The sequence below is a fragment of the Polaribacter litorisediminis genome, from assembly GCF_019968605.1.
GTDB classification, from domain to species: Bacteria; Bacteroidota; Bacteroidia; order Flavobacteriales; family Flavobacteriaceae; genus Polaribacter; species Polaribacter litorisediminis.
This window is the reverse complement of the sequence record NZ_CP082966.1, coordinates 1,147,830-1,164,597: the sequence shown is the minus strand read 5'-3', so window position 1 is coordinate 1,164,597 and position 16,768 is coordinate 1,147,830. Positions and strand designations below refer to the sequence as shown.

Here is a 16,768-nt window from a genome sequence, read left to right as displayed (position 1 = left end):
CCTGCCTGCCTGCAGGCCGGTTTCGCTCGTTTGTTACGCAATCAAGTTGAGCACAAATTTTAACCTAAAAAAGTCAAAAACCAAAATTCTATTATTTAGATTCCCGTTTTCACGGGAATAACAATTTCAACGGAAACCCCAACGCAGCCCATCGAGGAATTCTTTTCAATTAAAAAGCTTCTGTACTAGTACAGAAGCTTTTAGAGAAAAATTTTAATTATTTCTTAAAATTTTAATTTTTCGTGCTTATCCCAAAGTCCCCAGTAAGCCCCAACGACTCCTTCTGCTCCTACTTTCCAAGATTCATCAAAAGAAGAAAAATAGAAAATATCTACGTTGTCTTTGGCGGACCATGCCTGCGCGTTTATAAAGTATTTCATTGCATTTTCTTCGGTAGAATGTGCACCTCTTAAACTTTCGCCTTTACTTGGCCAACCTGTTTCGGTAATAATTATTTTTTTTCCATTTCCTGCAGCAGCAGCTTGCCCAAACATTTGTTGCATATGACTTAATGAATGTTCTATGCTACAACCTTCCCAATAAGGATAACAGTTCGATAAAATAACATCACAAGCCTCTGTAATTCTTGGTCTGTGTGAAAATTCATAATAAGCATCTACATAACCTACCGGAATATCCATACCTTTTAAAGCATCTTTAACTCGATATATGTATTCTAACAATTGATCTTCTGTTAAATCTTTACGATACATCACCTCATTACCCACAGCGGCAATATCTACGCAACCTTCTTTAGCTAATTGAATTAGACCTGCTATCTCTAGCTCATTTTTTTCAAAATCGTCTCCTAACCAAGCACCAGCAAGATTTTTAATTCCGTGTTTTTTTGCCATTCTAGGAATGTGCTCATTACCTTCTATACAAGAAAAAGAACGTATCCATTTTGTATAAGGTTTTAAAATTTTAACTCTTCTTTCCACCTGTTCTTCAGTAATGGTATCTCCTGGCTCTTGACCATCTTCATACATACTAAAACAAATTCCGTGCATACCCTTTTCTAAGGTATCATTCCATAACTCTTTTAAATCTTCAATAGATTCATATTTACTAAAATCTACTCCTGCGCTTCCACTAAAATTAGCTTTATCTAATGAAAACTTACGTTCTTCTCTATATGACATTTGTTATTCTTTTAATTATTATAATTCTCCTCTTCGTTCTATTAATTGTTCTTTAATTTTTCTTGCTCTATCTTCGTTTAGACTATATTTCCACATAATCCAAATTGCAATACCCGCCGTAGTCGCTGGGATAAAAACGTCTGCAAGTCTTAAACTCGTCATGGTTTCTGCAGATTGCTGAATTGCCGCACCATCAAAACCTACCAATTTTAAAACTGCACCCCCTAATACCAAGGCTAAAGCTTGCCCTAATTTTACCATCCACCAGTAAATTGCTCCGAAAGTACCTTCTTTTCTTGGCATTCCGTTTTCTAATTCATCTAAATCACAAACATCTGCTGTCATAGACATCATTAATGTAAACAAACCTCCTAAACCAAAAGCCATAAATGGAATTGGCATGAATAATAAATACACATTTTCAGGATCAAATGCCCACCATTTTAGACCATATCCTACAATTGAAATTGCTGTAGAGTATATAAACGCTCTTCGTTTCCCCCATTTACCAGCCATCCAAGAAACAATAGGAATTACTCCAAATGCTGTAATTAATGCCGTTATTGTAGAAAACCAAGCTGGTAATGTACCTGCATCTGCGTAACTACCATTGTACATGTAAAAAACGATAATGTATACACTAAAGGCAGCAACCATTTGAAATCCGTTAAAAACTAAAAATGTAGCGCCACAAAGTCTTGTAAAAGGTTTATTTTTAGCAACTTGAGCTATCCCTCTAAAAAGATCCATTAAGTTAGAACCTAAAGATTTTAGCGATATTTCTTTTCTGTTCTCCATATTTCCAGAGTCCATACCTTTACAGAAAAAAGCTGGTAAAACACCTAAAATGATACAAGCAATACCTACAAGTATGGAAAGTTTTCTAACCCCATTTGCTTGCACCGCCTCTAAAGTTGTTTTTGCTGCATCCGCATCGTTTAAGCCTAATGCTGCGATTCTACTTATTTCTTCTGCAGAAATAGGTAGCATATCTGGATCACTAATAATTACCCAAAACCAAGGAACTATCATCCAAGCTATTTGACCAATCGTTTGAGAAAATGCCATCAATCTAGTTCTTTCATTGTAATCTGAAGTCATTTCATATCCTAAACCAACCAATGGTGTTGCAAACATGGTATTACCAATTAAAAATACCATCGACATAATTAGGAAATACCAAAAATTATAATCTTGCGTATTTTCTGGATCTAATTGCCATAATAAGGCAAATAAAAGTCCACTTAAAATAGCACCTACAAAAATATAAGGTCTTCTACGTCCCCATTTAGATTTTGTATTATCCGTAATAAAACCCATAATTGGATCTGTTATTGCATCAAAAATTCGAGGAAGTCCTCCTAATAAACCAGCTAAAAAAGGATCCATTCCAAAGGCTGTTAATAGAAAAAACATAAAAACCCCTAATGCGCCAGGAAGTAAATTTAAAACTAAATGACCTGCTCCGAAAGCAGCCTTTTGACCTAATGGCACTTTATCTTTTAATGGCGTAACATAATTTTTCATATAATTCTGGTATTTATTAGTTATTAGTTAGTAATTAGTATTCTCAATCATAATCGTTTGAATAGATTGCCCCTTTATTTTGATATCTACGCTTTTATCATTTAGATTTAAACTTATATTTTTTGGCACTTCTTGTTCGTTAAAAACCACTACTGCAATAGATCCATCAGGATTTTCAGCCGCAGTTACCATTAATTCTTTATCAGAATTTTCTAAAGTAATTACTTTAGCTTCTGGTCTTATATATCTGCTAAAATGAGCAAGGGTATAATATAGTGGTGTAAAATAAACTTCATCTGTTTCAGGATTTACGATTACTGGGGCGATACACCAATTCTTAAACCAGTTTGGTCCGCCTTGTGTATCTAACACCATGTTCCAATCGATCCAACCATCTACATAATTATTTAAACAACCAATAATATCTCTAGCATATCTATTTACCGGAGCATATTTAGGATGCATATGTTTGTCCTTTTCAGGAGCCCAATCCCATCCCCAATCGGTCGCTTCTTTTTTCCAATACCAAGCATCGTCTTTCCAAACGGGAACCTGAGCATCGATGCAAGCTTCTGACTGTATTAAATATTTATTTGGTGCTTTATGATGTGCATATTGCAATTCTTCCGGAAAATAATCAAACGTACTCGCATACCAATGAATTGCGGTTCCATCAAAATATTTCGAGGTTTGTTCATTTTTAAATTGAGAATCTACCCATTCTTTTAAATGTTCTCTGTTTTGATCATATCCTAAGATTTTAATGTTTGGATAATCGGCTTCTAATTTTGGACCCAGGTGATGTTGAACAAAATTGGTCATTTCATCTGGCGAATAATGCATACTTTCCCAGTTGCTGTCATTACCCAAAGGTTCATTTTCTACCGTAAAACCCCAAATATCAATGCCTTCATTTTTGTAGGCGGTTACATATTTAGAGAAAAATAATGCCCAAGTATCATAATATTCTGGTAATAATTTTCCACCGGTCCAAGCACTATTATCTTTCATCCAAGGAGAAGCTGTCCAAGGAGAGGATAAAATTTTAAATCCGTCTTTAGATACCGCCATGGCATCTTTAATAAATGGGATAATATCATCCTTATCTTCTTCAATTGTAAAATGTTCTAATTCTTTATCGCCCGCTATAGGTGCATAGGAATATTGCCCTAAAGAAAAATCGCAAGAATTCATGTGTGTTCTGGTTAGCGAGTATTTAGCACCGCTTTCTCCAAAATAGGCTTCGATAATAACATCTCTATTTTTTTTGCTTAGCTTGTTCAACAAATAAGCGGATGATTCTGTAAAAGAGCCTCCAAAACCCGAAATTGTTTGGCGTTTTTGCTCTGGCAATAATTTTATTTGAATAATTTCTTGCTGATTTACATCCGAAGAAAAATCATCTAATTTCATTAAATTATTTCCACTAGCGGAAGTTTCATAAACTTCCACAGATAATTGTACTATATCTTTTGTGCAACTCATAATTAAAAATAGTAAAAAAAAATATATGTAATTTGTAGGTATTTTCATAATATACTTTTTTTAATAATCCTTTTTATTTAAATTCAAATATTGTTCTTTAAGAATCGTATATGCTTCCTTCTTATTTCTATCAATATCTACAATTCCCCAAAACTCTTCATTCGGAGCTCCATCATAAGGAACCCCTGAACTATTTGGCGCCCATCCACCAACATCTTGTGTGGTATTGTTTCCTGCTTTCCACCATCCGTCTGTAAATGAAAATAGTGTTACACCAGAATTGATATTGGTATTCGCAAAAGTTTTCGTTAAAATTTTAGAAGTAGCAGCAGCTTGCGCTTTTTCATTCCTTCCTTTTTCAAAACCAGCTTTTGCAATGGTCATATAACTATCGCCGCCAGCTTCAGACAAATACATAGGTTTTTCACTAATGGATTTCCACTGTTGAAAAATTTCTTCTGGATTGTCCCATCGATATACATTCATTCCCCAAACATCTATATTTGGACTCATTGACAGTGCGAGGGAATCTGGTAACTCTCCGTGAGCAGTTGTTGTGGGATGATTTGAATCATTTTGATGGATTAAATCTGCGGCACTATTCATGGCTTTATACCAATTCTTAATATCGCCATCAAACCATTCAGGATGATAATTATACTCGTTTCCTAGCTCCCACATCAGAATTGCCTTATGATTCTTAAACTTGTTTACATAGTTGATAAAGGAACCTGAGAGAATATCATTTTTACCTCCTTGGTTATAGCCAAAACCAAGCACTACTTTGATTCCTGCATCGCTTATTTGATCTAAAACTTTTGCATCTTCGATTGGAGCATACACTCTAATTGTATTGATACCAGCTTCAGTCATTAAAGCTAAATCTTTCGATAGATTGTCAAAACTAACTTTATCACTTCCTTTCGGTACAGGATGATAACAGATTCCTTTTATTAAATACGGTTTTTCATTTACCATAAGTTTTCTGCCAGAAATGGAAACGACATCATTTTTTAGTTCACTTTTACAAGCCGTAAAAGTGAAAGCAAAAAGTAGTATGAAAGTAATGTACTTCATGTTTAATAATCTTTATCTTGGATATTCTGTATTGGGAACTAAAACTGTTTTCATTAAAGCTTCTTTATCTCCTTCAAACGTTTTTTTAATTTTATGACCATCTCTTGTTAAACCATTAAAGATACCTTTATCCACTAAATCCCAAATAGGATATTTAGCTTCTCCATTTAACGTAAATAATCCAAAGTGGTTTTCTGAACCTTTTGGGTTTTGTGCATCTTTCCATTGCTCATCAAAAGCCTCAAAATAGAAACAAGAAATACCTTCTTTATTAGTCCATTCTCTTAAATGCTTATAATATAAGGCTTGCTTATACTCATCCGTAGCTCTAGATCCATTGACTCCATAATGACCACTTGAAGTTGTTGCCCAACCAGTTTCGCCAATATGGATAGTTTTTGAAGCATCAATAGAATGCACATAATCAACCACCTTTTGATATAATTGTTTCGCTTTCGCAGCTGCACGCAACATAGCTTTGTCCACTTTTTCTATATCAGTAAGGTTTTGTTCGTTCTCAGGAACTCTCCAAAAACCTGGCATATAATGCGAATAGTGATAAGGATATGTATGCATAGAAACATAGTCTACAGCCTTTATTAACTCCTTTAAAGCTGGAACTCTATAGTTTTCATCACCTCCACCCCAAGAAGAAAAATCATCTGATGAAGTAATCCATAAATCTTTAGAAAGCTTTCCTTCTTTTTTAAGGTTTTGTAGATGGTTTACCCATTTTAAAATTACATCTGGCTGTACAAAATAACTAGTTGCCCATTTTACCATAGCTTCATTACCTACAGCAATAACCTTTACAATACCTGGGTATTTATTCGCTAAAGCAACGGCTCTTGCGATTTCCCCTTCATTTTGTGGACTTTCTACATCATGATTTGGAGTTTTATCTGTCCAAGCATTTAAGCAGTCTATCCATGCACCTAACATTACATACATTTCAAAGCTTGTATCTTCTTTCTTTAATTGAGAAATTGCTTCTAAAATATTTGCGGCATGAGGCAATTTAGGTTGTACATTGTACGTACGAATAATTCTAATACCCATGGTATGCATCAACTTTAAATCTTCTTTCAATTGAGCAATAGTAGGTTGCCCTTCTTCTCTCGATTTTTCTCTGTAACCACCATAAGAAATAGCTAAATAATCAGGATTTCCTAAAATATCTGCTGCTGTTAATTCTTTCTTTGTATTCAAAATTTTATCGTCTTTTTTTTCTGTTTTTACACATGATATCATAAAAATTAAGAATCCAATAACTAGAAATGTTTGTATTTTATTTTTCATTTTTGTCTTATTTAATGTATGATAAAATCTGCTAAATAATCTATAATAATTTAAGCTAATTCTATTTTTAATATTTTAAGCCGTAACCAAATTTAAATAATGGTTCTTTTGTATTGTCCCAAAAATTAGGACCATATTTACTTTGATAATCTTTGATTCCTTTTGGCCAAGAGTGCGGTAATTTCCCCGAGAAATTAAAATCTCCGAAAAGTACTTCTGCAACTCCATCTCCTTCAGAACCTAATAACCAAGCTGCAATAAAAGCATCTGATTGTGCTATTTCATCAGTAACTACCAATGGTCTTCCTGAAACTAAAACAACGACTGTTTTTATGCCTTTTTCTTGATAGGTTTTTATATATTTTTGATGCGTTTCTGTTAATGTTAATTTTAGTTGATTAGATTCATGGTCTATATCGCCAAAAAACTCTGCATAAGGCAGTTCACCCACAACGATAATAGCGATATCTGCATCAAAATATTTTTTAGTAGCATCTTTATCGTACACGACCTGGCCTTTAGCCTGCTTTTTAATTCCGTCTAAAATTGTAGTTGCTCCTTTATAATTTTCTTTAGTTCCTTGCCAATGTATCGTCCAACCTCCAGATTGTAATCCTGAAGAATTCGCATGTTCGCCAACCACTACAATTTTCTTGATTTCTTTTGATAAAGGCAAAACATTCTTTTCATTTTTTAACAAAACCAAGGATTCTCTTACCGCTTGCCTTGCGATATCTCTGTGCTCTTTAATCCCTATTTTAGAAATTAAACTTGCCTCAGGAAAAGGATTTTCAAAAAGTCCTAACCTAAATTTCTGACGTAAAATTCTTTTTACCGCATCATCAATTCTAGACATTTTAACAGTTTTATTTTCAACTCCGGCCTTTAATCCATCTTGAAAATCTTCTAAATCGCCATCGACAGCCATAATCACGTCTATCCCTGCATTGATAATATCATTTTCTCCAAAACGAGAATATCCTTTCCAATCAGAAACTACAATACCATCAAAGTTCATCCCAACTTTTAATGTATCCGTAATTAATGCTTTATGCGCATGCATTGAAATACCTGATACCGTATTAAAAGACGCCATAACTGCACCAATATTTTCTTTAACAGCAATTTTATACGGTGCTAAAAGACGATTTTGAATTTGTTTTGAATCTAAAGAAGTTTCTCCTCCTTCAACCCCAAAATCGGTAGCACCATCCCCGATAAAATGTTTCGCTGTTGCCATTACCGTAGTTGGATCAGATAAATTACCTTGATGTCCTTTTACCGAAGCTTTGGTTAATTTTTCTGTTAATTCGGTACTTTCTGAAAAAGCTTCATAAACTCTTCCCCATTTTTCATTAAAAGGAATTGCAATACAAGGAGAAAAAACCCAATTAAAACCTGTTGCTTGGCTTTCTAAGGCTGTAATTGAAGCAATTTTCTCTACCAATTCTTCATTTTGAGTAGCTCCTAAACCTATATTATGCGGAAAAATGGTAGCACCTTCATAGGTGTTTTGACCATGAACAGCATCTACAGCAAATAATAAAGGAATACCCAATCTTGTCGCAAGTGCTTTCTTTTGCAATTCTGTAAAGCGCTTTTGCCAATCTAAAGCAGTTTTTCCGGGAGTAGGACCTTCTGTATGAATTATAGAACCTATCAATTTTTCAGTAATATGTTCGTCTGCAGATTCTTCAAAATGTCTTATTTGAGACATTTGTCCGATTTTCTCTTCTAAAGTCATTAACTTTAGAAGAGCATCTACCTTTTGTTCTATTTGAACCTCTTTACTTACGTTCATTTCTTTATTACAGGATAAAAAAACCAACAAAAAACAACAGACTACGCACTTGGTATAGTTGTTTTGCATCAATTTTATTTTATGATTGAAACTTTTATGTGGTTTATTTTATGGTTTCTATTAAACAGATTTGTACTGGTTGCTTCATCTAAAATTAAGGAATCAAACACTATATTTGAACCATCATTGAAAGCTACTTCAACCTTTTCTTCATTCGATAAACTATAAATAATTGGTACTTGACAATAGGTATAACATAACTGATTTTTATCAACATTTAATTGTTGTTTGTTGTTATACACGTCGATGTAATCAAAGACTTTTGCTTCTTCTAAAAACTCAGATATTTTTAATAATCGGGGTTTAAAAACCACTTTACCATCTTCTACAAAGATACCTAATTCTCCAAATCTGCTTAACAAATCTTCTTTTACTTGACCTGTCATTCCTGGCTGTTGTGCTCCTTTTGTAGCAGGAGTATGAGAATATGCATCTGTAGGAAAAGCACCATACAATTCAGGTGATTTATGTAAACCAACTCCGGCATATATCTCGTAATAGTGGTCTAAAAGCTTACCAATAACCACTTCATTTTCATTAGAATTTATGGCTAATAAACAGTTTTCTTGCACTGCCAATAACAGTTTAGATACCATATGCCAATAAATAGAACCTAAACCTTCATAACCAAAGAAAGTACCTGAACGGCCTGTAAAAGATTTATGATCAAAGATTTCTTCAAAAATATCCAATACCGTTTTTGATCCGGTTTTCACTAAAGAATCGTATTCATCTGAAAGAGTATGCAAAGCTACTTTAACGCTCTCTGCATTATTGAAATTCCCATTAAAATGATAATTTCCTAAAATATCTTTTTCTATAATCGTACGGTTTCCATCTTCTACCAATTTTTGTAATAGTTCAGAATTTTCTACTTTATCTGAAGGAATATTGTTTTTATCTGTAAATCTTGGTAAATTTTTATTTGGATATAAGATATAACTATATTGATCTGGTCTGAATAAAGCCGATGCTTTTAAACCGTCTAATAAATCTAACGCTTGTTGAGGCGTTAAATATCCGGAACTTAATGCTGAAACCTGCCCTTCTAACATTTCTGATAAGTATGAAATAGAAACTTCATCCTCATTTTCAATCGTCATTAAATTATAAGCGTGATACATATTATCAGCACGCTTGTTGGCTCTAATACTATGATCTAAATAATTTTTAGTGATGGCAAAAAAGTGTAACAATGAAGATTTGGTCACAGAAGTTTTATCTGTTGAAAAGCCGTTTTCATAAATAAATTCTCGGTAGTCACTTGAAGGATTTCCCAAACCATCTAAAACCGTTTTTCTATCTTTATCTGATACTTTTTTAGATAAAATAGCAGCATTATCATCTAATGTTTTTAAGATTTCTTTGAATAAAGAAGCAACTTCAGCAGAAATTTCAATATCATTAACATCAGAATTTTCTACGATACCCTCAAAGAAATTGATAAAGCGTCTTAAGTAATATAAGGTTACCATAGAAACCCCATTACCCACTAAAGCATTGTTGGCATCATTCCATTCCGGACGTTGCGTGTTTAACCAAATTCCGCCTTCAGGAATAAAGTTGGCCACTTTTGCCAAAACAGTTACTAATAATTTTTCAATAAGATTTACTTTATAGACATTATCGTTTTTATCTGTTAACAAAGAACCATCTGCACCAATATTTGCTCTTCTCTCATCAATCTTAGCATTTAGTTGATGGTCAAAATCAATGGTATCTTTCGAGTTCTTAACAATGTCTGCATATGATTTTATTTTATACGGCACGTTTGCATATACAAAAATGTCGTCATTAAATAATTCTGCTAACTTAGACGGGTAATGTTTTTCGATAAACTCTAAAAACTTTAATAAATAAATAATCTGGTGATCTCCCCAATACCCAATGTAAGACCAGGGGTCATGTTCTTCTATAATTTCCCAATCGAAACCATCTTTCGTAACTCTATAAGGATTATATCCTTCAAAAGTTGTTGCGTTCAAAAACTTATGAATCATACTCTCAATAAATTGAGGATATGAATTTGCTAATACTTCCCAGTTTTGAAAAATATCTCTCCAATTCCCTTCATAATCTAATAGTTTAGAACCATCAACTTCACTTTTTGTGTTGATAGAAAACTTGTTCCAAGGTCTACTCGGATCTCCATGTCTTCTACTAAATTTTAATGGCAAATACTCTAAACACAATCTTTTAAAGTCTTTGTCTTCATCTTTATCTGCTAAATCTTTAATAAATTCTACCGTAAATTCATTTGGTAGATTCTGTAAAGATGCTTTTATTTTTGTAAATAATTTTTTGTTTGCTTTTGATACGTATGTAATAAAATCTTGTTTACCAATGTTATAATTATCATCAAAAATACCACCTCTCATAATATTAAAAAGTGTATTTGAAAAATGTCTTGTATTAACTAACTCGTCATTTGATAATTGTAAACCATCTGAAGCGGCTACTAAATTGATTAATTTTTTAGTCCCTTCTTGTATACTTTTGTTCAAAGTTTCTTCTACATGATTATTACTTTTAATCATTTCAGAAATACTGACAACATCAGAAACTGTTTGATTTACATTTGCCACTTGCGACCAAGTTTTTTCTTGTTTAGACGGCAATTGAATGGTAGCATTTAAAAGGTAAGCACCTTTTTCTGCTTTTATATCTACCTCTTGATGTATGTCAATTCCTCTTCTAAAATTATCTAATTGCAAAGAAGATAGCAGATAGGTAGGATTTTCTAATCCTAAAGACCAAACCAAATTTGCTTTTAGAGCCTCACTTGGCTCTGCTTTATCAACAATAATTGCACTTAATGCGTAAATACCAACACCAGAATCTGCTTCTAACTCACATTTTTTGTAGGCATCTACTAAATTACTTCGAATGCCTTGAATATCAGAACCTACTCCATAAGGTAAAAGATTTTGTAATCCGTCTATTAAAGAGATCTCTAAATCTTCATCTGCATTATTAATCAATGTAGCTTTTCTAACAAAACCAAATTCGTCACTAGAGTTCCATTGATATTTAAAGATTAAGTTTAAATCTTCATTTATTTCTTCAAAAACAATTTTATTTCCGTAAATATTCTTGTATAAATTTCTTCTGATAGTATACAAACCAGCTTGCCTTTCTGAAAAAGGTTCCCATAGATATGTTTTATCATTTTTTTGAATTCTAAAAATAGATTTACACCCTGTAGTTTCTGCTAGTTCAGTTAGTTTATCATCCGTATAGTATGGAAAAAGTGCAAAATCTGCATTTTTTCTTCCTGCCGTAAGACCTCCATTACTAGAAATAAACATCCAGTGATTGGAATCTGATACAACGCTCATAAAAAACGGCCGCATTGCATGGCTATTGGATATTTTGTAATAAGATTCGTTTTGATAATTCACTAACTCCCCAGTAATCCCATCGACACTTTTAGAGGATACATTGTCTTGGTAAGAAACAGTTTTACTCATGTATTTTATCTTAATTATATTAATATTTTTCCCTTTGAAAGTAGTTCTAATGAAATTTTTAAGAACTATTTTTTTATAAAAGAATTAAATTTAAGCAACTTAAAAAAAGACTTAAATAAAAATTTTTAGCGAAAATATTTTTAAAAAATAGAATACCCCTAATGAAAATTAACGATATTCTATTCTATATTGATTTTTTATTGTGCTTGAATGAGATCATCAAAATAGTAAACATCTCCATCACAAGCTGCATCTCTTTCGAAATAGATAATCATATTTTTAAATGCACCCGAATTTACATCAGAAAAATCGAATGTTAACTCTTGCCATTCGCCAACTTGAGTGATACTAGCTACACGTTGAACAAATGGATTATTATTTGGAAAAGGTTCTCTTTCTAAAAGCAAAGTAACCTCTGTAATTTGAGTTTGTGCCAACACTTTAATTTTAAACACCTTGTTGGTCATGGTTGAAAAATCTAGGGCCGTATTTAATGCATAACCTGCACCTGACCAAGTTTCGCACCCAGCAGCTTTTACATACTGAAAAACATTGCAACTTGAATTTACAGCATCTAAAACTGGATTACTAACAATACCGCCTCCAATATTTCCAAAAGCACCAAACGCCCCATTTCCATTGGCATTTAAAAAAGTCATATTTAAATCCCCATTAGCTGGATCGACATTTTCGGATGTTTCATCTATACAACCATCCACTACAAAAGAACTACTTGCTGTACTCGACTCGCCATGATCATTAGAAGCTGTTAAAGTAACTGTATAAGTGCCATTATCGTATCTTCGTTCAGGGTTTATTAAGGTTGATGTTGTACCATCTCCTAGATTCCACATATAATTTGTAGCATTTTCTGAAATATTGATAAAGGTTACTGTTTTACCTTCTTTTGCCAATGTAAATCTAGCTGTAACTGCAGATCCTATTTCTCCAGGATTGGTAACACCATCGTCGTTATTTTCACATGATACCATTACAAAAAACGACAAAATTGACAGTGTATACACACTTATTTTTTTGAATATATCCTTCATATCTTTTTTTATTAATTATAAACTCTTACATAGTCCACTAACATTCTTTGTGGAAAAATGGTATTTGAATCTGGTGAACCTGGTAAATTACCACCAACTGCAACGTTTAGTATGATGTGAAAGGGTCTGTTAAACACCCATTCTGCTCCTCCTGTTTCTTTATCAACATCTGCAGGCGTAATTGATTGATACAAATCTCCATCTACATACCAATTAATTCTGTTTGGAGTCCACTCTACACCAAATACATGAAAGCCATTATCAAACCTATCATTTAAGATATCATATTTCTTTGTAATGGAATTTCCTCCAGAATAACCTGGTCCATGAATGGTACCGAAAACAGAAGTAGGTTCATCACCTAAATATTCCATAATATCAATTTCACCTATTTGAGGCCAAACAAGACTTCCATTAGCATCATCACCTAAAAGCCAAAATGCTGGAAAAATACCTTTACCTGTAGGTAATTTTATTCTTGCTTCGAATCTTCCATATTGTTGATCGAGTTTTCCTTTGGTAGTAATTCTTGCAGAAGTATAGTTTTTACCTTCATAATTTTCTTCTTTTGCTGTAATAATTAAAACTCCGTCTTGAACTGTAACATTATCCGCTCTATCCGTATAGCTCTGTAATTCATTATTACCCCAGCCAGGAATACCTTGTGCCGTGCCATCACCAGTTAAAAGATTCCAATTTGCTGCATCTGGAGTTCCATTTGAATCAAACTCATCTGCCCAAACCAACGTATTAAGCGTTGCTACTGTTTGCGTTTCGTCTGTATCACAACTCATCAATAACGCTATTGAAAATATTGCCGATACTTTAAATATTATATTTTTTATTTTCATTTGTTTTAAATTAAATTTACTTAATTATAAATAAGCAAGAGTCCGTTATTATTTGTAGAAATATACATTATCGATTAAAAAAGAATCTAAAGAAAGTGATACAAAACCAACATGCCCTATGTTACTCACATTGGGTCTACCACCGCCACCGCCACCAGTACTTCTTGTAAAAGAAGTTAAAGGTATGTCTAAACTTATCCACTGACCTTCAATTAACTGATTACTTGAGACTAAAAAGCCTCCTGCAGAATCATCCGTACCTCCAAAACCATTATTTTCATTATTCGGTCCAAAATCAATAATTTCTACTATAAAGTTTTTAGCATTTGAACTCGTTATTTGCACATCTACATGTAAATGTGTCATTTGAGATGCGTTTACAGTTCCATCCCAACCCAAACCAACAAAGTTTAAGTTTTCATAATTTATATATTGGTTACCGTTAGCTATGGGAGCACTAATAGTAATGTTACTATCGTTATACGCGGCAATATTTAAATTTGTTACTCCTCCTGGATAAGCATCACTAAATATCGAAATTACATCTTCTTGTGGCCTTGTTGGATCTGGAGCTGTCACAAATTCCCCTAAAGAATTGGCTGTAAACGAACCTTCTGCAGCCACATTGTTTAACGTTGCTGAAATAGTAGTACTCCCTGCATCAAGTACTTCTACATAGGGATTACCTGATGGGTCGAATAATAAATTATCTGTGTTTATGATATTAGAATCAGAAGAACTGAATGTAAAATAATTATAAGAAGGATTCACAGTAACTACTTCTCCTGTACCTAACTGAAATGATTCTTTTAAATCATTTAAGAATATTTGAGAGCCTGTAAAAACATCTTCAGCCACGTCTTGACCATTATAAATCATTGGTCTTGCTTGACCTATTGTACCTAATTTTTCGAATCTGATTTCGTCTAACCAAAAAGTCCAACCAATTTCATTTCCATTAGGAACGTTATCGATGATATCTAATCCACCTGCTGCAAATAGAAACATTCCTTTTTCTTGAGTCAATTTGCTTGGATCTGGTATTGGAATTACATATTTTTTCCAATCTGTTGTTAATTGAATATTAGAACGAGTAACAGGATATTGACCGTCTAAGAAATCTGTTCCAAAACCAACTTGACCAATGGTACCTGTTGTAGAACCTTTGGCGTAAAATGTTAATGCATCATAACCAGATAAATCTCTACCCTCTCCTCTATCTCTAAAAATTCCACCAATAAAACCTCCATTTGGGTCATTTGGTGCTGGTACAGCTATTTTGATAGAACTTGTACCTTCATAAAATATAGTCTCATCCGTTCCAAATCCTTCTGTATTTGCGCCACCCGCAGGATCGAAAGAAATAAAGAAATCGTCTGTTAAGCCAGAAGGAGCATCTCCAAATATTTCACCTGAAGAGTTAAATGTTGCAGGAAGGGCTTGATCTGAAATCTCTCTTTCACAACTTGTAAAAAGTATAAAACCCAACCCCAATAAAAGAGTTATTTTCGCATTTATAAATTTCGTTTTTTTCATTTTTTTTTATGTTTTATATATTTTGTATGTTAAAATTATGCTTAAAAACAGCATAATATTGATTACTCATAAAAATAAATATTATCTAAATAAATATTTCTTAATGATGAAAAATTAATATTTTCAAAAATTATTTGTCCAACATTTGATCTATTTCCTGAGGTTAAAGGAAATTCAAAAGTCATCCATTCATTTGCGACAACCCTAGAAGACCTTCTTATAAATAATTGCTCTCTGCTGTCATCGCCTCCACCACCAACCTGATCGGGACCAAAATCTACGATGGATATTAAAAAGTCAAAATTAGATGGAACCTCTCCTGGAATATACATATTAAAGTGTAAATTAGACTTTACCGTTGTATCTATCGTTGGGTTGGCAAATTGAATTCCAACAAAATTGAAGTTTGTATAATTTAAAATATGATCACCATCAATGCTAAAATCAGCTGATAAAGTTTCTTGGTAGGGTTGCCAATATCCATTATAAAAATCTACTGTAGTATTTTCATAGTAGTCACTAAAAATAGAAGTAACCTTATCTGGATCTCTTTCTGGAGTTGGTGCTAAAACAAAAGCACCGCTTGAATTTATGGTTAAAGAACCTAAAGCATCTAACCCATCTAAAGTAGCACTAATTACTGTTAAACCATCCGAAAGTACTTGTATAGAACCCGATGAACTTACTTCTGCAACGCTTGAATCTGACGATGAAAATTCAAAATAACTAGGCGCTATTGCTATCGTTTCATTTATGCCCGAACCTAAATTGAAGGTTTGCACTAAGTCTGCAACCGTTACATTTACTCCTATAAAAGAATCCGTAATAATATCTTGACCATTCTGAATTGCAGGTCTTGGCTGCCCAATAGTTCCTAGCTTCTCGAATTTCAATTCATCTATCCAAAAAGTATAGCCATCTCCGTTTTCAGGACCTTCCGCAAACCACATCATACCACTTTCTTTGGTAAGTTTAGAAGGTATTGGAATTGGGATCGTATATTTGACCCAGTTTGTAGTTAACCGCAAACCCCTTTTACTTACTTGAAATTTGTTCTCTCCAAAATCTTGACCAAAACCTATATCGTTAATAGTCGCTGCTGTTGTTGCCTTTGCCCAAAAAGTAAGTGCATCATAATTAGATAAATCTCTACCACCATTATCATCCCTAAAGATTGCACCTGCGTATGCTCCTTCCGGATCATCTACATTTGGTACATCAAAACGCATAGAAGCAGCTCCTAGGTATTTAGTTTCAGTATCGACTGAAAAAGCAGTAAATTTAGAATCAGCATACGGATAATATTCCAAGCCTCCACTAAAACCATCTATAAAGACTTCTGCCGTTGAGGGATAAGAAGCTATCGTTGCATCTACTGAAATATCTCTTTCGCAACTAGATAAACTTATCATCAACATTATAAAAAACGAGGACTTTAAATATGTTTCTATTTTTGTTTTCATTTACT

The 16,768-nt window shown here is 33.3% G+C and carries 11 protein-coding genes; all 11 read right to left on the bottom strand.

Features of this window, described 5'->3' with window-relative positions; genetic code table 11:
- Positions 1-224: 224 nt before the first annotated feature.
- The 11 genes from K8354_RS05035 to K8354_RS04985 all read right to left on the bottom strand — a co-directional run bounded on the left by K8354_RS05035 (position 225) and on the right by K8354_RS04985 (position 16,763).
- Complete coding sequence (locus K8354_RS05035) at positions 225-1,142, bottom strand: glycoside hydrolase family 17 protein (protein ID WP_223445921.1); 918 nt, start codon at positions 1,140-1,142, stop codon at positions 225-227.
- 18 nt (positions 1,143-1,160) lie between these two features.
- Positions 1,161-2,669 (bottom strand): MFS transporter, encoded by a 1,509-nt coding sequence (locus tag K8354_RS05030; protein WP_223445919.1) that lies wholly within the window; start codon positions 2,667-2,669, stop codon positions 1,161-1,163.
- Between the two features lie 27 nt (positions 2,670-2,696).
- Positions 2,697-4,202, bottom strand: a complete 1,506-nt coding sequence (locus K8354_RS05025; RefSeq protein ID WP_437440120.1) for a glycoside hydrolase family 30 protein — start codon at positions 4,200-4,202, stop codon at positions 2,697-2,699.
- Between the two features lie 12 nt (positions 4,203-4,214).
- Positions 4,215-5,231 carry a glycoside hydrolase family 2 TIM barrel-domain containing protein gene (locus K8354_RS05020; RefSeq protein WP_223445917.1) on the bottom strand — a complete coding sequence of 339 codons (1,017 nt, stop codon included), beginning with the start codon at positions 5,229-5,231 and terminating at the stop codon, positions 4,215-4,217.
- A 12-nt stretch (positions 5,232-5,243) separates the two neighbouring features.
- Positions 5,244-6,530, bottom strand: coding sequence for a glycosyl hydrolase family 17 protein (locus tag K8354_RS05015; RefSeq protein WP_223445915.1), 1,287 nt, complete (start codon positions 6,528-6,530; stop codon positions 5,244-5,246).
- Between the two features lie 67 nt (positions 6,531-6,597).
- Positions 6,598-8,331, bottom strand: a complete 1,734-nt coding sequence (locus tag K8354_RS05010) for a glycoside hydrolase family 3 protein (protein ID WP_223445913.1) — start codon at positions 8,329-8,331, stop codon at positions 6,598-6,600.
- 74 nt (positions 8,332-8,405) lie between these two features.
- On the bottom strand, positions 8,406-11,861 hold the full coding sequence (locus K8354_RS05005) for a 1,3-beta-D-glucan phosphorylase, GH149 family (RefSeq protein ID WP_223445911.1): 3,456 nt from the start codon (positions 11,859-11,861) through the stop codon (positions 8,406-8,408).
- A gap of 197 nt (positions 11,862-12,058) precedes the next feature.
- Positions 12,059-12,913, bottom strand: coding sequence for a PKD domain-containing protein (locus tag K8354_RS18655; RefSeq protein ID WP_302850524.1), 855 nt, complete (start codon positions 12,911-12,913; stop codon positions 12,059-12,061).
- A gap of 11 nt (positions 12,914-12,924) precedes the next feature.
- On the bottom strand, positions 12,925-13,764 hold the full coding sequence (locus K8354_RS04995) for a glycoside hydrolase family 16 protein (RefSeq protein WP_223445909.1): 840 nt from the start codon (positions 13,762-13,764) through the stop codon (positions 12,925-12,927).
- 48 nt (positions 13,765-13,812) lie between these two features.
- Positions 13,813-15,300 (bottom strand): glycosyl hydrolase family 16, encoded by a 1,488-nt coding sequence (locus K8354_RS04990; protein WP_223445908.1) that lies wholly within the window; start codon positions 15,298-15,300, stop codon positions 13,813-13,815.
- A 62-nt stretch (positions 15,301-15,362) separates the two neighbouring features.
- Positions 15,363-16,763: an Ig-like domain-containing protein gene (locus K8354_RS04985; protein ID WP_223445906.1), complete on the bottom strand. Its 1,401-nt coding sequence runs from the start codon at positions 16,761-16,763 to the stop codon at positions 15,363-15,365.
- Positions 16,764-16,768 lie beyond the last annotated feature (5 nt).